20 protein-coding genes and 1 pseudogene are annotated in these 22498 nt (G+C 49.0%); 10 read left to right on the plus strand and 11 right to left on the minus strand.

The window, feature by feature from the left end; genetic code table 11:
* Positions 1-17: 17 nt before the first annotated feature.
* On the plus strand, positions 18-722 hold the full coding sequence (locus K2F33_RS30635; protein ID WP_076168942.1) for a DUF421 domain-containing protein: 705 nt from the start codon (positions 18-20) through the stop codon (positions 720-722).
* Between the two features lie 204 nt (positions 723-926).
* Here the strand turns inward: K2F33_RS30635 and K2F33_RS30640 are convergent, their stop codons facing one another.
* The 4 genes from K2F33_RS30640 to K2F33_RS30655 all read right to left on the minus strand — a co-directional run bounded on the left by K2F33_RS30640 (position 927) and on the right by K2F33_RS30655 (position 4226).
* A complete protein-coding gene (locus tag K2F33_RS30640) occupies positions 927-1526 on the minus strand; it encodes a short chain dehydrogenase (RefSeq protein ID WP_263880420.1) in 600 nt (199 codons plus the stop codon).
* Positions 1527-1763: 237 nt separating this feature from the next.
* A complete protein-coding gene (locus K2F33_RS30645) occupies positions 1764-2198 on the minus strand; it encodes a DUF1259 domain-containing protein (protein WP_263880421.1) in 435 nt (144 codons plus the stop codon).
* Between the two features lie 246 nt (positions 2199-2444).
* On the minus strand, positions 2445-3398 hold the full coding sequence (locus tag K2F33_RS30650; RefSeq protein ID WP_263880422.1) for a D-2-hydroxyacid dehydrogenase family protein: 954 nt from the start codon (positions 3396-3398) through the stop codon (positions 2445-2447).
* A 45-nt stretch (positions 3399-3443) separates the two neighbouring features.
* A complete protein-coding gene (locus tag K2F33_RS30655) occupies positions 3444-4226 on the minus strand; it encodes a class I SAM-dependent methyltransferase (RefSeq protein ID WP_263882484.1) in 783 nt (260 codons plus the stop codon).
* 227 nt (positions 4227-4453) lie between these two features.
* Between K2F33_RS30655 and K2F33_RS30660 the strand changes: the two genes are divergently transcribed.
* Both K2F33_RS30660 and sigJ read left to right on the plus strand, forming a co-directional pair.
* Complete coding sequence (locus K2F33_RS30660) at positions 4454-5119, plus strand: NAD(P)H-dependent oxidoreductase (RefSeq protein WP_412973952.1); 666 nt, start codon at positions 4454-4456, stop codon at positions 5117-5119.
* Positions 5120-5187: 68 nt separating this feature from the next.
* On the plus strand, positions 5188-6051 hold the full coding sequence (gene sigJ, locus K2F33_RS30665; RefSeq protein ID WP_089546297.1) for an RNA polymerase sigma factor SigJ: 864 nt from the start codon (positions 5188-5190) through the stop codon (positions 6049-6051).
* Positions 6052-6135: 84 nt separating this feature from the next.
* Here the strand turns inward: sigJ and K2F33_RS30670 are convergent, their stop codons facing one another.
* The gene (locus K2F33_RS30670) at positions 6136-6603 is read right to left on the minus strand and encodes a DinB family protein (RefSeq protein WP_263880423.1); all 468 of its coding nucleotides are present in this window, start codon (positions 6601-6603) and stop codon (positions 6136-6138) included.
* Between the two features lie 272 nt (positions 6604-6875).
* Positions 6876-7148, minus strand: a complete 273-nt coding sequence (locus K2F33_RS30675) for a hypothetical protein (protein ID WP_145022703.1) — start codon at positions 7146-7148, stop codon at positions 6876-6878.
* A 335-nt stretch (positions 7149-7483) separates the two neighbouring features.
* Between K2F33_RS30675 and K2F33_RS30680 the strand changes: the two genes are divergently transcribed.
* From K2F33_RS30680 to K2F33_RS30690, 3 genes are all read left to right on the plus strand, one after another.
* Positions 7484-10138, plus strand: a complete 2655-nt coding sequence (locus tag K2F33_RS30680) for a DUF4855 domain-containing protein (RefSeq protein ID WP_263880424.1) — start codon at positions 7484-7486, stop codon at positions 10136-10138.
* A 230-nt stretch (positions 10139-10368) separates the two neighbouring features.
* On the plus strand, positions 10369-11442 hold the full coding sequence (locus K2F33_RS30685; RefSeq protein WP_263880425.1) for a flavin-containing monooxygenase: 1074 nt from the start codon (positions 10369-10371) through the stop codon (positions 11440-11442).
* Between the two features lie 165 nt (positions 11443-11607).
* Positions 11608-12084 carry a MarR family transcriptional regulator gene (locus K2F33_RS30690; protein WP_076168961.1) on the plus strand — a complete coding sequence of 159 codons (477 nt, stop codon included), beginning with the start codon at positions 11608-11610 and terminating at the stop codon, positions 12082-12084.
* Positions 12085-12210: 126 nt separating this feature from the next.
* Here the strand turns inward: K2F33_RS30690 and K2F33_RS30695 are convergent, their stop codons facing one another.
* The 3 genes from K2F33_RS30695 to K2F33_RS30705 form a co-directional block, all read right to left on the minus strand.
* Entirely contained in the window at positions 12211-13110 is a 900-nt protein-coding gene (locus K2F33_RS30695; RefSeq protein WP_263880426.1) for a carbohydrate ABC transporter permease, read from the minus strand.
* A 19-nt stretch (positions 13111-13129) separates the two neighbouring features.
* Positions 13130-15043 carry a DUF5711 family protein gene (locus K2F33_RS30700; RefSeq protein ID WP_263880427.1) on the minus strand — a complete coding sequence of 638 codons (1914 nt, stop codon included), beginning with the start codon at positions 15041-15043 and terminating at the stop codon, positions 13130-13132.
* Positions 15044-15151: 108 nt separating this feature from the next.
* Entirely contained in the window at positions 15152-16822 is a 1671-nt protein-coding gene (locus tag K2F33_RS30705; RefSeq protein ID WP_263880428.1) for an ABC transporter substrate-binding protein, read from the minus strand.
* Between the two features lie 422 nt (positions 16823-17244).
* On the opposite strand from K2F33_RS30705, the gene K2F33_RS30710 reads away from it, so the two are divergent.
* Positions 17245-17766: a DinB family protein gene (locus K2F33_RS30710; protein WP_116231798.1), complete on the plus strand. Its 522-nt coding sequence runs from the start codon at positions 17245-17247 to the stop codon at positions 17764-17766.
* A gap of 62 nt (positions 17767-17828) precedes the next feature.
* Here the strand turns inward: K2F33_RS30710 and K2F33_RS30715 are convergent.
* Positions 17829-17945 (minus strand): annotated as a pseudogene (locus K2F33_RS30715) (HTH domain-containing protein); the annotation flags it as partial.
* Between the two features lie 219 nt (positions 17946-18164).
* Here K2F33_RS30715 and K2F33_RS30720 point away from each other — a divergent pair.
* From K2F33_RS30720 to K2F33_RS30730, 3 genes are all read left to right on the plus strand, one after another.
* Complete coding sequence (locus K2F33_RS30720; RefSeq protein WP_263880429.1) at positions 18165-18980, plus strand: helix-turn-helix domain-containing protein; 816 nt, start codon at positions 18165-18167, stop codon at positions 18978-18980.
* A 112-nt stretch (positions 18981-19092) separates the two neighbouring features.
* Positions 19093-20211, plus strand: a complete 1119-nt coding sequence (locus K2F33_RS30725) for an epoxide hydrolase family protein (protein ID WP_263882486.1) — start codon at positions 19093-19095, stop codon at positions 20209-20211.
* 91 nt (positions 20212-20302) lie between these two features.
* On the plus strand, positions 20303-20938 hold the full coding sequence (locus tag K2F33_RS30730; RefSeq protein ID WP_263880430.1) for a DJ-1/PfpI family protein: 636 nt from the start codon (positions 20303-20305) through the stop codon (positions 20936-20938).
* Between the two features lie 225 nt (positions 20939-21163).
* Here K2F33_RS30730 and K2F33_RS30735 read toward each other — a convergent pair whose 3' ends face one another.
* On the minus strand, positions 21164-22288 hold the full coding sequence (locus tag K2F33_RS30735) for a GntR family transcriptional regulator (protein WP_263880431.1): 1125 nt from the start codon (positions 22286-22288) through the stop codon (positions 21164-21166).
* Positions 22289-22498: the final 210 nt, after the last annotated feature.

Genomic DNA, 22498 nt, shown 5'->3' on the forward strand with positions numbered 1-22498 from the left:
GCTGCGAGGTTAATGATATGCCGGAAATTCATTTAGGGCCCGTAACCCTCAAACTAATCGTCGGATTTTTTTTATTGTTCGTGATCGTGAGATTTGCCGGAAGAAAAATCATCAAACAAATTACGCCCTTCACCTTCATCGCCTCCATCGTGTTTGGAGAACTGCTCGGGAACGCCTTGTATGAACCGAAAGTCGGGCTGTCTTATATCATCTATTCCATCTGCCTGTGGGGAGTGCTGCTTGTCATCATCGAATACCTGGGGCAAAAATCGCTGTTTTTCCGGGGGATATTTGAGGGCAAGCCTTCTGCATTGATCAAAAACGGCGTCCTGGATCTTCAGGCGCTGAAGAAAAACCGGATGAACATAAACCAGCTGCAAAGCTTGCTCCGCCAGAGCGAAACCTTCTCGATTCGGGAGGTCGCCTTCTGCTATTTGGAGGCCGACGGCTCCCTCAGCATTTTAAAAAAGTCCCGGTATCAGAAAACGACCGGGGAGGATTTGAATCTGCCTGACAAACCGGTTTACGTTCCCGTAACGATCATCCGCGACGGGAAAGTATTGTGGGACGAAATCAAGGATCTCGGATTTGACGAATCCTGGTTGAGAGCACAGCTGGAACCGTATCACATAACCGATTATAAAGACGTTCTGATCGCCGAATGGCAGGAAGGGGACGGTATTTACGTCCAGACCTATGACAAAGACGCTAGTGGCAGATAGGACCTGGGGTTCCATCATTCGATTTACCAACCTTCGGATCCTGTAGAGGATAGCAGAACGAGGAACTGCATAAAAAGAGCCAGTCGCTGGATATCCTCCAACCACTGGCTCTGCATATCTGCCAAAGCTCTTGTTCGCTGACAGCTACATTCGTTAGCCTGGCTTCAACTTTACGGATAACAATATTCGTCCGGTCGTCTTACTTCAATAGACCGTATAAGTTTGTCCGGTCTGGGCACCTTCCACACTTTTCCGGAACGCTAAGGCAGCTCTTCTAGCAGGTATAGGCTCAAAGCCCGGGAAATAAGGACCATAGGTATCCATGGACTCCTCCAGTACGTTCGGGCTGACGTTGTTGATCCGGATTCCTCTTGGCATTTCAATGGCTGCCGACTGTACGAAGGCTTTGATGGCGCCGCCCGCCATCGCGGATGAGATTCCGCCCACAATGGGACTGTCCATAATAATACCGGTGGTCAGGGTAAAGCTTCCTTGATCATTTACATGGTCCAACCCCAGCAGCACGAGGTTGATTTGTCCTTTCAGCTTCCCTAAGACCGCGATTTCATTACGTTCCGGTGTTAATTCCCGCAGCGGACCGAAGTAAGCTTGTCCAGCGGTGCAGATCACCGCATCGACCTTGCCGACGGCATCATACATGGCGATGATGCTTTCAGGTACCGACATATCGACGGTGACGTCAGCCCCTTTGCGTCCGGCCGTAATGATCTCATGGCTCTGCTCCAATTCATGGCGAACCGCCGCTCCAAGCGTACCCGTTGTGCCAACGATCAATATTTTCATGTTCGAACCCTCCTACGCCAGCTTGCTGTTTGGCAAGCTCATATCATTGAACAAACACAAGAAATTTTAACACAATAGAAGAATTCCCATCAATGTGGGCTGATAACACTTCGCGGGAAGCCTGTATACATCGGGACGTGATCTCTTCGGACTATTAATTGGCACCGATATTGTGATGATCGCTTCTGAGCAGAGACAAAAAAGATCCGCCTTTGGCGGACCTTTTTGACCTGTTGATTATTTTTTAATCATAACAGGCCGAACCGTTTTCGTTGTCAGGACATCGAGCGCATCCCGAACGTCTCTTGCGAAAGTTAACGGTTTCGCATTTTTTTCGAAGTGAATATACCAAATATTAGGGTTCGTAAACAACCAGTGGTTATGCAGCGCGGTTACCTTGATACCATGACTGCGAAGTCGGGAAATAAAAGGATTGATTTCTGCGGTTAAAATAACGGTTTCGCCAAGGCACAAGGCTTTCCCGTCACGGCCAATGTTTTCAAAGGAAAAAGCCTGCGGGATGGCCAGAAATGATTTGGTTCTCTTACCTAAAATCCTTGGCTTAATGTTGTTTCTGACCGATGAAGCCGTACAAACACCGTTAATAACCTGCGGAGTCGCCTTCAAAATGGAAGCGAATTGTTTACAAAGCGGACTAGGACTAACTGCCATCTGTTCATTCCTCCAATCTTGTAATATATCAACATACTATGAAGATAAGAGAAAGAGAGGAAAGGCGAATATGAACGATTAAAAGACTATTTTTTAAATGCTAGATTGATTCCCCCTCCCATTGAACTGCTTATATGGGTTAATGCATGAACAGCGGTATGTCCTTGCAAGGACATACTCGATGTTTACCACACAAAAAAGCCCCCTAACGGGGGCTTAGCTTATTGGCATATGGGTTGAATATCGTTACCCAATCACATTCACGGGTGAGCCTTTCAGGTACGCATCGATCGCCTCGACGATGCCGCGGAAGTAGGCGCGGTAGGTCGCTTCGGTAACGTAACCGATATGCGGCGTGGCCAGCACGTTCGGCATCGTCCGGAGCGGGTCGTCTAAAGGCAGCGGCTCCTGCTCGAATACGTCCAGGCCGGCACCCGCGATCTTACCGCTGCGCAAAGCATCGATCAAAGCCTCACGGTCAACGATCGGTGCCCGCGAGGTGTTGATGAGGTAAGCGGACGGACGCATGAGTCCAAGCTCCCGCGCGCCGATCAACCCTCTCGTGCGGTCACTGAGCACGACATGGATGGAGACGAAATCGCTGCTCTCCAGCAGCTCGTCCTTCGACGATGCGAGCTTCACCCCCGCGGCGGCGGCTTTGTCGGCGGTCAAGTTCTGGCTCCAGGCCATAACTTCCATGCCGAACGCCTGCCCGATGCGCGCGATGTTGCTTCCGATATGGCCGAGGCCGAGCAGCCCTAACCGCTTGCCGAGCAGGTCTACACCGATCGTGCTCTGCCAGGCTCCACCGCTGCGCAGCGCTTCGTTCTCCTGTACCAGCCTTCTTGCGAGCCCGAGAATGAGCGCCCAGGTCAGCTCCGTCGTCCCCTCGCCGCCTCCTTGCGTCCCGCATACGACGACGCCTCGTTCCGCAGCCGCGGCCAGATCGACCGAGGCGTTGCGCATGCCTGTCGTCACCAGCAACTTCAGGCGCGGCAGACGCCGGAACAGCGATTCCCGGAACGGCGTCCGCTCCCTCATGATGACGACGATCTCGCAATCTTCGATCGCAGCAGCCAGCTCCTCTTCGTCATCGAAATGATGATCGAATACACGGAGCTCGACTTGCTCCGCGACGGCCGACCAGTCCGTCATCGATAAGGCAACCCGTTGATAATCGTCCAGAATTGCACATTTCATTATCCGTTATTTCCCCTTCCCGATTTTGGTTAGTCCAAGCTCTGCTTACTCCACCCGGACAGCCTGAATATAGACGGATTCTCCGGAAAAGCTGGAAAGCCTGCCGTTTTCATCAGAAAATATCGAGAAAAACCGGCGTACATCTTCTGCAGACTGCAGCATCTTGTTCTCTAAAGCCTCTCTCTCCGCTTGCGGGAGTCCGGCCCGCTCGCACCAATCCTGAAACCGGAACGGTTTCGGGAAGCAGACGGCCATCTCGATACGGAAGCCGGTGCTTTCGAGCAGATGAATCCACTCCGATTTCTTCCATGCCCGGACATGGCTCGGGTCCCGTAACTTTTCGATATCATTATAAAATTGATCCAAAGGGTCCTGCTCGGGAGCTGCGTTGTCTATGAAGAGCAGTTTCCCTCCAGGTTTGGCAACCCGCAAGGCCTCGGCGGCAAACGCCGGAACATCTGTGAAATGATGCGCGGCGATCCGGCAGGTCACCAGATCGAAGGATTCATCTTCAAAAGGCAGCTGCTCCGCGTCTCCCGTTATGTAGCTAACGTTCGTGTGTCCATTTCCGCCGATAAAGCGTTCTGCTGCCGCCAGCATTTCACGGGTTAAATCACAGGCCGTTACATGCCGAACCAGCGGGGCAAGCGCATTGGCCACATGTCCTCCCCCTGTTGCGATATCAAGCACATTCATATTCGCATTGGCTTTGGCACATGACACAAGCCAGGCCAGATCCTCGCCTTTGGCATGGATAGCGCTCGTCACGTACTTATCCGCATTCCGGGAAAACTGCTGCTTTACCTGGTTTTTCCTCGACTCATCCATCATAGACTCTCCCCCTTAAATCATCATCAGCTTCCGAATCGAATTGTCCACGGTCGTCGTCCGTTTGTTTCACAGGATGAAACAACATATCACTTGTTGATACACGATTAAATTTAACACAGGACTTCCGCATTGTAAATGAACCAAGAGTCGCGTTTGAGCAGCGGTCACAAATGCCAGCCTTACCTCGTTATATGTGTAAACCCACGAAAGAAGGTTGATCCCATATGATCGCAGCGGTGAATAAAATAGAAGAAATTTTAAAGGCTTTTCAATTCAGACATGCTTGCCATGTATTTGATAGCAGCCAAAAAATCCCGGATGAAGACTTCCGCTTTATTTTGGAGGCAGGTAGATTGTCTCCGAGTTCGGTTGGCCTTGAGCCTTGGAAGTTTGTCGTGATTCAGGATGCGGCGCTCCGCGAAAAGTTAAAACCTGTCACGGGCGGTGCCCTGGGACAACTGCCTACGGCGAGCCATTTTGTTGTGATTTTGGCCAGACAAGGCTTAAGGCATGATTCGGCTCATGTCATGAAAATGCTGAAAGACATCCAGCATATGCCAGAAGAAGTGGTGCAGCGGGTTTCCGGGTTCTACAAAACCTTCATCGAAACGGAGCTCGAAAATAATGACCGTCTCCTGTTTGAATGGGCATGCAGACAAACGTATATCGCACTGGCCAACATGATGACAGCCGCGGCTCAAATCGGCATTGATTCCAGTCCCATCGAAGGTTTTGATAAAAAGCAGGTGACCTCTATTTTACAAAATGAGGGTATCATCGGAACTGGCGATTTCGGCGTATCCTGTATGGTTGCTTTCGGATACCGGCAAGAGGACCCCAAACGTCCAAAAGCAAGGCAAAGCCTCGATGAGATCGTCGAGTGGCGGTAAGGGTTGTGTAAAAGTCCTGATTCCTTTAAGGTGAAAATAGAAATTCAGCTGCGGAAGGAGCAAGTCGGATGCAGGATCTTTACAAGCAGTACAAGAAGCTGTTATTCAAGCTTGCTTATCAATTGACGGGTTCGGTTTCCGATGCGGAAGACGCCGTGCAGGATGTTTTTGTGAAGGTACATGATGTCCCACGGGAACGTTTAACGCAGCCCAAGGCTTTTTTGTGCAAAATGGTCACGAACCACTGTAAAGATATGATGAAATCGGCACGAAAACAAAGGGAGGAATATTATGGAGAATGGCTTCCCGAGCCATTTCTCATGTTAAACGACGATTCAACGGAAGCATTGGAAAGAGATGATCTCCTCTCTTATGGAATGCTTGTTCTGCTGGAAAACCTGACGACCTCCGAGCGTGCCGTGTTCATCCTACGCGAAGCGCTGGGCTTCAATTACAACGAGATCGCCGAGCTTATGGAAAAAAGCGAAGTGAGCTGCCGGAAACTGTTCAGCCGTGCAAGCGCCAAGATGGGCCGGATCTCCGATGAGCCCGTTCAGATCCACCCTGAGAGCCAGCAGTGGGTTCATGGATTTATGGGAGCGCTCAAGAAAGGGAACATGGATCAGCTTTTATCGCTGCTGGACCAAGATGTCGTGCTGGTTGCCGACGGTGGCGGCAAAGTGGTTGCAACGGTCCATCCGGTTGTCTCCAGGGAACGGGTTGGCCGCTACCTTCTCGGCGGTATGCGTAAAGCAGCCATGTTTGGAGAAGGAACGACTGTCGAAATGGGGGAAGTCAATGGAGAAGCTGCCATACTGATGCGTTCGGAAGACAGCGCAGTCAATGGAGTGCTGCTCTTTCACTTCGAAGATGGGAAGATCCACAACATCTATATTGTTCGAAACCCCGACAAGCTGGGGCATATTTTCTAGCGTACGAACTGAGCACCGGTCATCCAAAAAAGTCATAGCCACGATCTGTGGTTATGACTTTTTCGCTTGAGTGAGAACGGGGGATTACTGTCCCTGCAGGCGCACAAATGTAATATAATCCACGTTGACCGGCTCCATGCCAGCAGAGCGCAGCTTCATGTTGATTTGCCCCCTATGATACTGGCCATGCAGCGCAAGATGAGTCAAAATGTCTTGAACAGATGTCCGGTACGACCTCCCGTACTGGTTGATGTAGGAAATCACATCGTCCAGACGTTCGTCGGTTAGCTCAGCGAGATATGCGCTGAAGGCTTCCCGCATCTCTTGCGCAAGACGTTTACAGTCATCCAGACTATCGTTTGGCCAAAGCGGCAGGTGGTTGCTGTCCTGTCCCTGCAGCCGGGTGAACCACACCTGCTCCGCACGCAGAGTATGACTTAGCAGCCGGACCGCTTCGGCGTCGGATTCCCCATCCCCGCCAGCGTCCAGCGCATCCAGTATGCGCTTGTCGGCCCAATACAGCTGCTCGAACATGCTGCGAATCGTTTTCATTTCCTTAAACGCCCCCTTCATACCATAATTTCCCTTATTAAAATTCAGGTTAACTGAGGAGTTCGCCAGCCTGGACCCATTTCCTTCTATGCTCAGTTCGCATGCCATAGCGATGGTTATCTTAAGCCGTTCTTCTATGTATGGTAATAGAAACAACATCAGCATGTCTTGATACTTATAGCTAAAAAGCCGTTTATTCATTCGGGCCGGACGACAAGTGAACATCAAAAAACTCCAAGCTAGACAGCTTGGAGTTCCCTACGCTTAAAATACTATTGGCGAGGTACACAGATCGTTAATCTGCCTGAGGTTGTTCCTGAAGAAAAGACAATGTTGACACAACGTCTCCCGTCTTGAGCCGTAAAGAACGAGATGGAAGACGGTCTGGGGAGTCCTAGAATATTGCGGACGGCTTGTGCATTCCGCGTCCGTACGGCCGCTCTGAATGCATCCGTGTTTAAAGAAATGTTTTGGGAATACAACACATAGGCATCGGCAACGATCATCAAGTCGTCCCCTTGCTTTACCCGTGGTTTTTTCGGCATGGATCTCACCTCCTCGAAATCTATGATGTATTCTATTCGTAAAAATGATAGATTTCTTGGATGCTAACATATCCAAAACAAAATACACCGATACACAAAAAAGACAATGAAATCCCCTCCCTCCAAGCCTTATGAAAATATTGCGAACGCATCAAAAAATGTTGCTTGCCTTGCATACAAGGCCCCATTTACCATCAATCATGCGGAGGGTGTCACCATGACTTACACCTATCAGATCGAATCGCAGTGAGGGGGTGACGGAAAGTTTGATTCGGAGAAAATGCTGACCAAAATTTGAAAGCGGTTTCTTAACTTGAGAAAAGGAGCTGAACTTGATGAGTTGGTATAAAAGATGGGCTGCGGTTGCCATGACTGCAGTCATGATGGTGTCGCTGGTTCCGGCGGCCCAAGCGAGCGAGCTGGTTCCGACGATGCAGGCAAAAGGGATTTCCCCGGCGGATGATCCTGCGTCGCCACCGGATGAGGAGCAGCCAAAGCTCCGTAATCTTGCCCTTGGACTTCCTTATGAATGGTCTGAAGCCCCGGATCCGTCGCATCCTGATGCCGGGAATAAGCTTACAGATGGGAAATATGGACAACTAGATATGAATGACCCGGCCTGGGTAGGACATGTTCGGGGCAAAGCGCGCGAAGTCGTGTTCGATTTGGGTGAGGAGAAGTCGATCGGAAAAGTAACCGCCCATTTTTTTCAGGATTACCCTGCCAACTCCATCCTCGTGCCTCTCACGGTATCGATGTATGTCTCGGACGATAAGGAGAATTGGGGCCTTCTCTCCCATAACGCCACTCAACTGCTTTGGGGAGAAGGACCGCCAAGGCAGGAAATGTTTGCGTGGGACGGCAGCCGGGACGGAATCCAAGGCGGGAGTACGGACGGCAAGCTGGCTTATGCCCGCTATGTAAAAGTCATTTTCACGATGCATCCTACCCTATGGGAATACATTGACGAAATTGAAATTATGGGCACGGACGGAAAGATGAACGGAGCGGTAAAGGTTCCCGCTGAGCAGCCTCATTTTTTGGAGCCGGGCGAAGCTACGGGCGGGATCCGGAATCTGAATCTGCTGTATAACGGACAGTATGCGGATGGTTTGGGGGACTGGACCAAGGAACGGATCATCCCGAACATCAGTTACGTGGATCAGAACGGGGAACCTACCGACTGGCTTTTTGACGGTGTTTTATATCTCGGGCTTGCTTCCCCTGCCGGCCGGGATTTCGGTCTGGGGCAAACAAATCTGGGGGACTGGACCTGGTATTTGGACAAAACCTTTGCAGCTGCGGGAGATATGCAGCAGTTGAATGAGGCGACCAAGGAAGTCGGGTCCAAGCTGAACCAACCTGATTATAAAGAGAAGGTTGTGCTCATGATTCCGAATCCAGGGGAATCTTTAAACGATTTTGGCGATGTGGACGGGTCAGGGGAATCGTTAAGCTTTAATGCCTCTGTCGTCGGACAAGAGAAAGCCCTCGAAAACAGAAAAAAAGCGGTTCAGTGGTGGCTGGACCAGGTCCGGCAAAGATGGCAGGCCGCGAATTATTCCAATCTGGAGCTTGTCGGCATGTACTGGCTGGAAGAACAAATCAGCACAAGCGAAACGGGACCGGGCTTGATTAAAGCCGTGAGCGGCAAAATCCATGACATGAATCTGAAATTTTTCTGGATCCCCCACTCTTTGGCTTATAAAAGCTATATGTGGAAAGACGTAGGATTTGATGCCGCGGCCCTTCAACCGAACTATTTCTTTGGCGGCATGGATCAAGACCGGCTGGAAGATGCCGCAAATACTGCAAAGCGGTACGGAATGTCGAATGAAGTCGAATTTGATGACCGGATGCTTCAGGACGGCGTATTCCGTGAGCGTTATATCGATTACTTGAACAGCGGCGCCGCAACCGGCTTGATGCAAAAGGGATTCAGAGCTTATTACCAGGGAAATAATGCGGTTTATAATTTGGCGGTGAGCAAAGATCCCGGCCTGCGTCTCATGTATGACTGGCTGTATCAATACTTGAACGGAACATACGACATTCATAACAGTACACCACCTGAAGCAGACGTATTTATCAACGGACAAAAGTTAAATGGCGATGTAGTTGTTCCCAATACTGAAACAGTTGCATTCACATGGGAAGTGCAAGACGATGATAGCGGTTTGACCCGGGTAACGGCCACTTTCGACGGCAAACCCTACGCCCCGGGAACGCCGATTGATCTGAAGGGAATGCCGGGTAAGCATCAACTGGCCATTACCGTGGCGGCTGCCAAATCCAAGACGACAGCTTACACAATCCGGGCGGCAACTACCGCTGACACCATGAAAGCTCATGTGAACCTCTTCGCCGAGCAAAAGCAGTTCACGACGCCCGGAGCTCCCCGCTCGTTGAACGCGCAGCTGGACCAGATGAAGCGTTTTGAAGGAAAGAATGCTGCGCAGTTTGATCAATTCCTCAAAGGTTTCAATGTAAAGCTGGATCAACTGTACGCGGATCGTATTGTTTCCGATACGGCTTATGCTTCGCTGAAAGAAGAGGTGTATGATCTTGCTGGTAACCTGGCGGAAAATAAAACCGTAACCGCCTCTTCCGTCGAAGGCTCCGTTTCGACCTTGGCGCCGAAATATGCCGTCGATGGGTTTTCTTCGACAAGATGGGCGAGCAACTACGTGAATGACAGCTGGTTCCAGGTCGATCTAGGCGAAGCTAAAGCATTCGATACGGTCCGGATCGAGTGGGAATTAGCCCGCGCCAAAACTTACAAAATCCTTGTCTCCAACGACCAGCAGAACTGGAGCAGCGTGATCCAGGACAATGATGGCATCATTACGGCCCATGATGGCAAAGAAACGGTCCATTTTGCCCCCGTTACAGCCAGGTACGTTAAATTTCAGGGGATTGAAAGAGCCACCGATTATGGATATTCCTTTTATGAGTTTGGGATCTATAACCTCTCGCAGTCAAGGGAGTAAGAACTTTGGAATAAGATAAATCTCCTCTTTTCAACCATATAGTCCTTGTGAGAAGAAGACTGCCGTTGAACCGGCAGTTTTCTTTCTTGCTTGCTTCTCATCGGTATAATCCCACTCTTTTCCATATATCTGGACTTGGCTTTAAGCGAAGATTCTATTCATTTCATTTACATATGAACAAATGATCATGTATTATATAATCAACATTTATTTTACTTGGAGGAATTTCTATGCTGGATGTCTTGATTATTGGTACCGGACAGGCTGGTCTTGCAGCTGCCTACTTCTTAAAGCAAAAAGGAATACCATTGATGTTAATCGATAAAGCCAAAGCCTTAGGCGATTCCTGGCGCAACAGATACGATTCCTTACAATTATTCACACCCAGGAATTACAGCCGTTTACCTGGTCTTGATTTGCCTGGGGATCCGAATGGTCTCCCTACAAAAGATGAGGTTGCCGCATACTTATCGGAATACGCTTTAACCTTTGATTTTCCGATTCAGTTGGATACGGAAGTCAAATCGTTAACCTCCATTCCAAGGGGATTTGAGGTGGAGACTAGCAGAGGAACGATTCAATCCAAAAATGTAATCGTGGCTACAGGGCCTTTTCATAAACCGTATGTTCCAGCCATAAGCCAGTCCATTTCAAATGATACGACTCAGCTTCATTCTTCCGCATACCGGAATCCCGGCCAGCTTACACCTGGAAGCGTGTTGGTCGTGGGAGCAGGAAATTCAGGTGCACAAATTGCAGTAGAACTGTCAAATGACTTTGATGTCTATTTATCCGCATCAAACCAGCTCCATTTTAAACCTCTGTACATATTGGGAAAGAGCATTTTTTGGTATTACGACAAATTGGGTTTCTTACAGGCCGGAAATCACACCAAACGCGGGAAATGGTTACGCCAACAACCTGAGCAAATCTATGGATACCAATTAAAACAACGATTAAAAGAAGGGAAAATCAAGCTATTTCCGAGGGCAGCCAGCGCGGAGTCACGTACTGTGTTTTTTGCGGACGATCACTATATTGAGGCTGACAATATCATTTGGGCAACCGGGTTCCGCCCGGATTTCTCCTGGATCCAAATCAATCATCTCTTTAATGAACATCAAGAAATTACCCAGTTCAATGGTATTTCTAATATTCCAGGCCTATATTTCATCGGTCTTCCGTGGCTGTCCTGCAGAGGATCTGCACTTTTGGGGTGGGTACAGCATGATGCCAGACGTATCGCCGAATACATAAATAATGATTTAAAGTCAATGCAGCTGTTCTCGCCGGGAATTATCTAGGTTTAGCTCTTCTTTTTTTCGCTCGCAAACAAAAGTCTGAAACCAGCTTCCCGTGTACCGGCCACCCTCGACGTGTCAACCTTGCCTAGAAGTATGCGTAATTATTTCTCAGGAAACGATTTATGATATACTAAAAAAAAATGAGTCGAGGAGCCAGCATGAACCATGGATACTGCAGATAAAAGCAAAGCCGCCATTCATGAATTTTTTATTCAGTTTCTTCAGCAAAAAGAAGAATATGAATCCCGAATATCCGCATCCTATCTCGAAGATATCCGGAAGCATATCGGTGCCGAATTCAGTTTGAATATGACAGAACTGCACACCATTGCGTGCATCGGGGAGCAGGAGCCGATCAATGTCACTTCCATCGCGGAAAAGATGAATTTGAGCAAAGGGAACACCTCCAAGATCGCGAGCAAATTACTTAAAGCCGGTTGGGTACGGAAAGCCCAGCTCAACGATAACAAAAAGGAAGTGTACTTTCGGTTAACTCCTGCCGGCAAAAAGCTGTTTGCTGCGCATGACGAGCTCCATGCGTTGGAAAAGCAGAGAATGTACGAGTTTTTGGGAAGGTACAGCGATGCCGAGCTTGAATTGATCAAGCGCCTGTTTGCAGACATGGTTGACTTCTATCGCTGACACGTATCACCGGCAAACGAACCTCAAATCAAAAAGCAACCGGTAGCCGCCCGGCTGCTTTTTTTGTTACTCGTTGAAGTGAGCACAGCGCCGAGAGCGCTACATTGAAACGATTCATCTCACACGCTACATTTTCAAAGCCCCCTGCGTCATGCCCTGAATGTAATATTTCATGCCGAAAGAGAAAATCAAAATTAACGGAATCGAGGAAATGGCGTATGCCGAAAACTGCGTTCCCATATCGGTGATGCCGAACTGTTTCGTAAAGACGGTAAGGCCAACAGCAACCACCTGAAGACTGCTGTCCCTGATCGTAAGCAGCGGCCAAATGTAATCATTGTACACGCCAACAGCCTGCATAATGAACAAGGTGGCCAGGATCGGCAGCGACAACGGGATGACGATTTGAAAAAATACGCGAATCTCCGATGCCCCATCGATCCGGGCCGCTTCAAACAGCTCGCTGGGGATGCCGGACATAAAACTCCTGCACAAGAAGGTTCCGAAGATTTGCCCGCCGGCTGCACCGGCAATAATGATCACCCAAGGTGTATTCGTTAGTCCCAGATTATTATACAGGACGTACGAAGGAATCAGCGTTAACACGCCCGGAATCATCATCATGGCCAGCATCATCATAAACAGCAGTTCTTTGCCGGGAAAGCTTTTTTTGGCGAATATATATCCTGAAATGGAAGAGAGCAGAATGACACAAGCGCTGGCTCCGACCGCATACAAGATGGAATTCACCATATATCGCCAAATACTGATGAACGCAGCGCCGTAATTATTCCATTTGGCCGGAGATGGCAGCCCCCAGAAATTGCCGAGAATTTGCGCATTGCTTTTTAAGGAGCTGACGATCATGAACAGAATGGGCACCAGCATCAGAATGACCAGCACGCACAGCAGCACGATGATGGTGATTTGGGGGAAAGTGAGATATTTGATGAGCCCGCCTTCGTTTTTTCTGAGCCTCCTCACGGGGCTGACGCTTTCAGCGGCTGTATCCGTTTCGGTATACATCGATCCCTCTCCTCCTTCCTTAATCTTCTGTTTTAATAAGCTTCATGTTCACAACCGTAATCGCAAGGATCACCAGGAACATACTTACACCGAGCGCCGAGGCATACCCGAGATCGTTGAACTTGGTGGCGGCATAATACATCTGCAGAGCGGGTACATAAGTCGAGTCCATGGGACCGCCGCCCGTAACGATCATGATGCCGTTAAAGTCCTGAATAATGCCTATGAGGGTTAAGATGATCAGAAACTTGAATTGACCGCCCAGCAGCGGCAAATGAATGGAACGGATAATCCGCCAAAGATTGGCCCCATCGATTTTTGCGGACTCGATCAGCTCGTTCGGAATGGACAGCAGCCCTGCGTAAAATACCAGCAGCTGCAGGATGCCTATAAACGGAAACCCGATAAAAATAATAGCCCACAAGGCGGTATTGGGGTCACCAAGCCAACCATGCGCCCAGGAACCAAGCCCGATCAGTTCTAAGACATTATTGATCAGACCCACGTTAGGATCATACAAGTTTTGCCAAATCAACAATAGGGCCACACCCGGAATAACCATCGATGCGGTAAATGCCGTCCGAAAGCCGTATTGTAGACGTTTACTGCGTAGATGGAAGATGAGTTCAGCGGTAATGAGTGCAGGGATAATCGCTTTGATCAAACCGGTGATGATCAGAATGACCAGGTTGCCCATCCCCTTAATGACATAAGGATCATGAATCATTCGTTCAAAATTGGCCAAGCCGACAAAGGTGGTCCTGCCCCCTGGCTGCCAGTCATATAAGGAATGGAATAAGCCCGAAAAAGCCGGGTAATAGAGAAAGACGAACACCAGAATAAAGGTCGGTGCCAAGCCCAGGTAAATATATTTGCTTTTCCATATCTGGCGGAAAATAACCAGCCGGTTGCGCTTCTTCAAATAATTCAAGTACAGCATAACAAGGACGACCGCCAAGACACCGGCTGCAGCCCATAGCATAGCGTTTATTCGTGCCTTGCTTGCCGCTTTATCGATGACACTGCCTACATCGTACTTAAAAATCCTTCCGTCATTGGTGCCCGAATACAGCGTCTTGCCCTCCCGGTCAAATTGAACGCCCCGGCCTTCCCCCGTGATCTTTGACTCCCACAGCTGCTTTCCGCGCCCGTCGAAAATATAGTAGTTACCGGATAAATCCGAAACGCCGATCCGTTCCCCATCGCTTGAAAAGGCGACATCGGTCACGATGTCCCGCGTGTTAATCGAACCGTTAACGTTCCCTTTCTGATCAAACAATTCCACCTTATTGGAAGCCGTACCCACTGCAGCCAGGCCATTGTCTGAAACGGCCACCGCCTGGATTTGATTATCCGCGCTGAATTTATACAGCAGGCTGCCATCCTTGTCCAGAAGATAGGCGAATTGGTCGCTTGTCGCGGCAACGATCCACTGTCCGCCGCCCGATACGCTCACTTCCTTCAACAGGGAACCGATGGGGATACTGCCTGTCTGTTCTCCGTTATTTTGATCCACAACGATGAGATCTTTGCTGCGCTGGGTAACGAGAACGATGGTGGACCCGTCCTGCGATGCGGCCAAGCTTTTGACCTGCCGCTTCAGATCCGAATCCCACAGCTGACCTCCTGTCTCGTCATATGCATACAGATGCCTGTCATCCGATGAAACCAGAAGTGTGCCGTTACTCAGAAGCGCTACCCCTGTAACGACATTTCCAGCCCCAACCTCATAGATGGGGTTGCCTTCGGAATCGTAGAGAAATGCCTTCGCATTATGACCCCCAACAGTCACACGGCTCCCATCCTCTGATACGGAGAGGGAGGTGATACTCCCCGCTCCTTCAATGGACCAATGGTCTTTGGCAAGTGCTGCGCCCGGGACAAGCCCTAGAAGCAGGATCAGTGCAAGAAATATCCATGGGGCTTTCCTCATGATGAACCTCCCTTTTTATCCGTCATCCTTACGAATTGCCTGCTTCCCTCGGGTAATCATACGGGTCCGCACATGCAAATGCATGTGCAGACCCGTGTGAATAAGTGATTACCGCTGCGGCGGACGCCGCTCGGGGTGATCCAAGTCGGAGAGTTCTTTCTTAGCTTCTTTCATGGCAGGTTCCATATATTTATCGATATTCGCCTGCAGCTGCTCTAAATATTGATCCGTTGTCAGCTTACCGCTGAAGTACCGCTGTACGAGCCCTACCCAATCCTGCACGGACGGCTGGTAATCCCACATTCCCCGGGCTAGATTGTTCGCGGCGCTGGTGTAGCCTTCGGTATTTCCAATCGGCTTGAAATCGGCGAATGCCGCCGCCATTTCATCCGGGAGCGTAATGCCTTTAATGGCCGGTGCGCCTGAGAGGGAGGCGTCGTCACTCTTCTGGATCGCATCCAAATATACGGCGTAACCTTCCGGACTCGTCAGGTACATCATGAAATCCACATTCAGCTCATTTTGCTTCGCATCTTTATTGACGAAACCATAGAATCCGATCGGAATCTGGATCGTTCGGGCCGGTGCCATCACCTCAGGCCCTTCCATGGAAGGCATGTTGAAGAATCCGTATTCGAAAGGCTTCACGCCGCCTGTGGCACCCGTTTTTTCCTCATCCGCGAAATCTTTAGGAAGCTGCCAGTAGGAGGCCGGCGTGCCTAACATTGTCGCCGCCTTTCCCGTCAGGAACAGATTGTAAGCCTGGTCCTCTTTCACTCCGAAAAACCCGTCCGGCACATAATCGAACAGTTTTTTCAGATTTTCCGAGTAAGCCTTCCACTGGGGATTGCCGGCAATTTTGAAGGGACCTTCTTTGTCTTTAACAGCTTTCCACAGCCGCATTTCATTTTTGGTCACTTTACTGTTGGAATCGTTATACGGATCCGTCAGATCGTATTTCCACTGTTCGTCGAGCTCGGGAACGTAAGTATAGTCCTGCTCCTGGGACCGGATGATATTAATATAATCACGCATGTACTGATCGGCATAGATCCGCACCAGCCATCCCGCCTGGCCGCTCCACATCGATTTGGAGTCTCCGCCGAGCGCCAGCGGCGTATATCCGGCCTTTTTTATTTTATTAAAAGCGTCGATCATCTCGTTAAACGTTTTGGGAGCTTCGGTAATACCGACTTTCTGGAAAATCTCCTTGTTGTACACCCATACGATCTGCACGGATTCAAAGTTCAGGTTGTACAAATGATCTTCGGCTCCAATGCCTTCGAGGTTAATGCCCATCGCCTTCAGATCCAGGGTGTCCTGCCAAGGCTGGTTCGTATAAGGATTGACCTTATCGAAATAAGGGTAAAAGTCCATAAATTTTTTACTGTTTACTAGGCCACCGACTTCGTTATTCGTAACCAGGTCAACGTCCGGCACACCTGCTGCAAATTGAGCCGTCAGCCATTCCTTGTAGCCTTCCGCAGGCTTGTTGTCGACTTTGACCTTCACTCCCGGATTTTTCTTCATATACGCTTCGGCAACCGCATTCCATACTGACGCCGATGCATTCGGCAAGGAAATGTTAATATTTCCTGTCAGCTGCGACGCGGCCGGATCCTTCCCTGCGTCTTCCTTACCCTGATCCTCACCCGTTGGATTGGATTCTGCGGTGCCTGGATTGTCTGGTGGTGCGGGAGCTGCTTTGGTGCATGCTGACAATAAAGCCAAAAGCATCACAATACTCAAGAGAACGATGAATCCCTTCCTTTTGTTCACATTGATCTCCCCTAATTTCGAATGGTCATGATCTGAAGCGCTTACAATTGCAATAAACTTGAACGAATATGCTTCAGCTGTAAGTATACGTTTTAAATTTTGTATACTTTAATAAACAAAGTATACTGTAGGAGTTTGCCTATTGCAATAGTTTTTATTGCGAAACACGATGAGGCTGCCGCGGATCGATGGGATAATTCGATTAAAAAAGAACATTCTCATGTTTTTCTTTATATATTTTGATATTGTTGACTTAGGGGGAAATTGACTTTTATCCACCCCCTATATGATATTGTAGATCATATTACCGCAAGGAGGCGTTTGTAATGAGAACGGCTTTTACTCCCGGGCAAACTATTGAGGGGCAGGACGCATAATTGCCCTTAAACTGCGGGCTCCCCTATTTGAAACGGGGAACAAAGTTGAAAAAACATGCTTTGCAGCAATTTGATTATCATGTATGGGCAAACCGGCAGGTTTGCGAGCATCTTCAGAAACTTTCTGATGAGGTATATCGAAAGAAAATCGTTAGCGTTTTCCCAACTATCTACGACACTATCGTCCATATTTATGTTATCGATCGAGGTTGGTTAACTTTCTTAACTGAAGGCGGCGTCTCCGAGTTGTCGGAGGAATACTTTGAGAACTTGAAGAACACTATAGAGATTATAGTGGCAGAAACCAACAGCAAACGTATTGAAGAACTGGGTCAGATGCAAGATGAACTGGCGGATAGCTTCCGGTCATTCATCGAGCAACATGAAGATATCGAAGCAGTTTATCCGTCAGGAACATTTAATGCCAGATGCGTAGACTATATCCAACATATGGTGAACCACGGAACTTATCATCGTGGTAACGTGACTGCGATGCTCAGGCAACTAGGGCATCCCGGAATACCAACAGATTATGCCTTTTATTTGTACAATTTAAGCCATTTGTAGGCAAAAAACAGCCTGGAACAGTGAATGTTCCAGGCTGTTTTTTAGTGCGTCCGAACGGGAGCTGGCAAACGCCTACCGTTAGCCAAATACCCTGTGCCTGTTGTACCTATAGTAGGCAAGCCTGCTTCGCTGAGTACCTGAATATCACGATAGATGGTCCTTACACTGGTTTCAATCACCTATATCGAACAGTTTCTACTCGATTTCCTAAATCCGGAACACGTGCATTTATTTTTGTAGACTCTTTCCATACTCCTGCTATTATTACTCGGATATTATGAAATAAAAATTCTCTTAGTGCAGTAGCGAACTCCTTCTGAACTTCTTGTTTCAAATCATGAAAGTTATCAAGTACAATGAAGTTATTTGAACAATGAGACAGAAAGGACTGAACAGCAATGCCGTTTCAGACCTATTCCCCCCAGCCTCCTTTGTCTTCCTTCATCGCATACTTCTGGTCCTATACCGGAAAGAATCCGCCGCACTCGAGAAGACTCACCCTACCGGACGGCTCGATTGATCTCGTCATTGATCTGTATGATCGTAAAACTCGTATACACAATCGATATGACAGCGAGATGACACTAGCGTCTTCCGTGATTAGTGGGCCTCACACTGATTATTACATAACGGATTCTTCAAGCGAGCGGTCCATGATTGGCGTACATATCAAGCCCGGCTGCGCTGGTCCCCTTCTAAAGCTGCCTTCTATTGCGTTAAAAGATACGCATGTCTCGTTGGATGATTTATGGGGGATAGCGGCTACTGATCTGCGCGATGAGCTGCTTTATTCCAACACGGTAGAAGATCGATTTCGTATCCTTGAAAAATACTTTCTGTTACGAAGTGATTGGTCAAGGCCATCGCATTCAGCCGTTCAGTTTGCGATTGCCTCGTTTCAGCAGTCGCATCACCCCGAATCCATTGCGAACATGGTTGAACAGGTTAACATGAGCGCCAAACGATTCATTCAAATTTTCAAGGATGAAGTAGGACTAACACCCAAGAGGTTTAGTCGTTTAATGCGCTTTCAAAAGGCGATACGTCTAATCAGAAAGAGCAATGATATTGATTGGGCCGATCTTGCCATGTCTTGCGAATATTATGATCAGTCCCATTTCATTAAAGAATTTCAGTCCTTTTCCGGCCTCACTCCGACCGAGTATCGCGCTATAGAAAGCCTGCACCCCAATCACATCCCTCTCACGAACTAGATCTCGGGAAAAAATATACAATACAGTGTCTTGTTGGCTCCCTTACAATGCAGAAAGCAGCTATTACATTCTGTATTGAAGGGGGAGATCAGTTATCGTTGCTCCATTCAAAATCAATGTTCCGCAATCGGATCTTGAAGACTTGAAAATGCGGCTGGATCATACGCGGTGGCCCGACGAAGCGGCTGGCGAAGGCTGGAATATGGGTGCAGATCTCGGTTATATGAAAGAATTAATCGATTATTGGCGAACGCAGTATGACTGGCGTATTCATGAAGCCAAATTAAATGCCTTACCGCAATACAAGACTGTTATAGAGGATACGACCCTTCATTTCGTGCAGGTTAGAAGCGAAAATCCAAATGCGGTGCCGCTTTTGCTCGTTCATGGTTGGCCCGACAGCTTCTACCGATTTCACAAGATGATCCCTCTGTTATCCGACTCCTTCGATCTTGTCATGCCTTCGATTCCCGGTTTTGGATTTTCGGATCGAAAAACCACAACACCGAAACGAGTCGCCCACCTGTTTGCCAAACTGATGACAGAAACACTTGGATACGAGGGCTTCGCGACTTGCGGCGGGGATGTCGGCACTGAAATCGTGACCATGCTATCCACACATCACTCCGACGTTGTGAAAGCGATCTTGTTGACGGACGCTGGTTATCCAACCGGAAGTGAAGATATTACGGAGATGTCCCCTGCCGATCGGCAGTTTATGTTAGATACGCAGACCTGGGTTCAATCAGAAGGGGCCTATCTGAAGCTGCAAGCGACCAAACCGCAAACGCTTGCCTATTCACTTAACGATTCGCCGGTTGGCTTGGCATCTTGGATCGTCGGCATGATCCGTTCGGGAGCTGGCGACGAGACCGTAGATGATGCATTCGGCGGAAGGGACGAACTGCTCACGAATATCATGATCTATTGGCTGACTGGGACGGCCGGATCCGCCGCACGCATGTATCGGCTCATTGTAATGGCCAACCAAGCGAATGTAGATAGTGCTTCGCCGGTCAGAGCGACACGTAGAGTACCGGCAAGTATCGTGCTCTTCCCGCGCGAAATCCAGTTCCCCTCAAGTTGGGCTGAACGTTCGGTACATGTGTGCAGCTACAACAAAATGCCCTGTGGCGGTCATTTTGCAGCGCTGGAAAAACCCGAACTTCTGGCCAATGAACTGATACGATTTATCCCTTTACATTATTTCGGCTCGGGAGGAAGTTCATAATGGAAACCATGAGGGAACGAAGTCACTTTGGCACAGATCGGCGACAACATCTTTTCAACGGATAGAATCATGGATGAACAAGGAGGAACTGATGAAATACGCTTATGTTTATGTACTGGATACGATGGCGGACTGGGAACTTGGCTTTGTTACTGCAGAGCTCAACTCCGGTCAATATTTCAAAAACCGCGGGAGTCGCCTTCCCGTTCGAACCGTCGGAGCTTCCAAACGTCCTATCACGACGAAGGGCGGATTAACAATCGTGCCGGAACTGACAGTAGATGAGATCACGTATGAAACATCGGCTATATTGCTTTTGCCGGGTGCTGACAACTGGAAAGATCCAACGAATGGGCCAATCATCGAAAAAGCAAAACAACTGCTGAACGTCGGTGGCTATGTTGCAGCCATATGCGGGGCGACACTTGCGCTTGCGGATGCCGGGTTGCTGGATGAGCGTCAGCATACGAGCAATAGTCTGGAGTATTTAAGTTTATTTAGCCCCTCATACAAAGGCGCAGCTCGATATAAAAACGAGAAAGTCGTGGCCGATGGCAATCTGATCACAACCGGTTCGGCCGGCGCACTAGAATTAGCGCGCGAGGTTATTGCGCTGTTGGACCTGTTTGCGGAAGAGACTTTAGGAGCTTGGTATAACTACTTCACTTCAAGCGACCCTAAATATTTTTATGCGATGATGGAGACGCTCCAAGAGAGTAATTCATAACTTGCGAGGGTGACTAAGACGTTGGTCTTGGGTCACCCTATTTCTATTCTCGTAATGAGCTTACCGCGACGCATCGCGAGACGATAAAAAACTAAAAGCGCTGCGACAGGCTGCTTATGGCTAACCTGTCACAGCGCTCTGACCCCAGGCAGTTAACCTGAATCATCCCTTCGATGGAAGAGGCAAGCATACTTGCCGGGTTAGATTAATTCGGCACCCTGCAAATTAACTATTCCTGATGCGTTGCTTCGCCGATAAGGGGGCGGTGCTGTCGCGCAAGATCAGCGTCGGAACGATCTCGTCTTTTACCAGGGACGAATGATCCTCCTCCAGTTCAAACAGCAAAATTTCCGCCGCCCGCTGTCCCATCTTGCGAGTATTCTGATTCACCGTGGTGAGCCTCGGATAGGAATACTCGCCGAGTTTCACATCATCGTAACCGATAATGCTTATATCTTCGGGGATGTTCATCCCGGATTCTCTCGCCGCGTTCATTGCACCGAAAGCCTTATAGTCGCTTGTGGCGAATATCGCCGTTGGCGGTTCCGGCAGCTTCATCAGCCTTTTGAACCCTTCCTCCCCCATCTCCGCCCGTTCGTCTTCACCGTCGACAACGGTGATCAGTTCCGGATGGAAAGGAATATTATGCTGGGTCAGCGCCAGCTTGTAGCCTTGGAGGCGAAGGGAGAAATCCTGATTTAATTCCAAGAGCGAACTGCCTGTCAGGATAATCCCTATTCGCTGATGCCCCTGAGAGATCAGATGCTGGGTGGCCAGATATCCCCCTGTCAGATTATCCGCGATAACATAGGGAATGCCCAAATGCGGATAATAGAAATGCACCGTCACAATGCGCCGATTCTCTTCCTGCCAAGCCGTTAAACGTGAAAAGTCAAAATGCCCTTTCACCGTCAGGAGGATGATGCCGGCGCCGGGATCCTCGGGCAGCTCGTAGTTTTCCCCGATATCCCAAATGTGGAACGCGACGCCGTTATCATCACACACCTCTTTAATGCCTTCAAACATATCCGTAAAAAACGGGTGGTTCAGGATGCTAACTTCATGATTCTGATGGGCAAAATACAAGGTGCGCAGCCCTTTGGAATCGGCTTGAGCCGGATTCTCATGGACGAAGCTCCCCTTCCCCCGGATCCTGTACACGAATCCTTCCTGAACCAGATCCGACAGTGCCCGCCTGGACGTAATTTCACTGGTGTTATACTCTTTTGCCAGCTCAATCTGAGTGGGGAGCGGATCATGCGGCTTGAGTTCTCCGGAGGCGATCTTTCGTTTAATATCGTTCATTATATATTGATACATCGGAGTCTTGTCCGACTTTTCCATATCCATGAAGCCATCACTCCTTACCAAATTGAGTTAAGTATACTTTAAACACAGTCACTCCTGCAAGCAAAAGGGCAGTCTCTGATCCTGGCGGAAAGAGAGACTGCCTGTAGGCGGCGGAACAGTAAATATCATGTTGGACAGCGTCCGGAGACCGGATTCCTCCCGGCAACCCATGTTCCTGATCCGGCCATCCTTGCGATTGCCGATCGTCAA

Origin of the sequence: Paenibacillus sp. PSB04, from assembly GCF_025809195.1 — a bacterium.
GTDB classification, from domain to species: Bacteria; Bacillota; Bacilli; order Paenibacillales; family Paenibacillaceae; genus Paenibacillus_AQ; species Paenibacillus_AQ favisporus.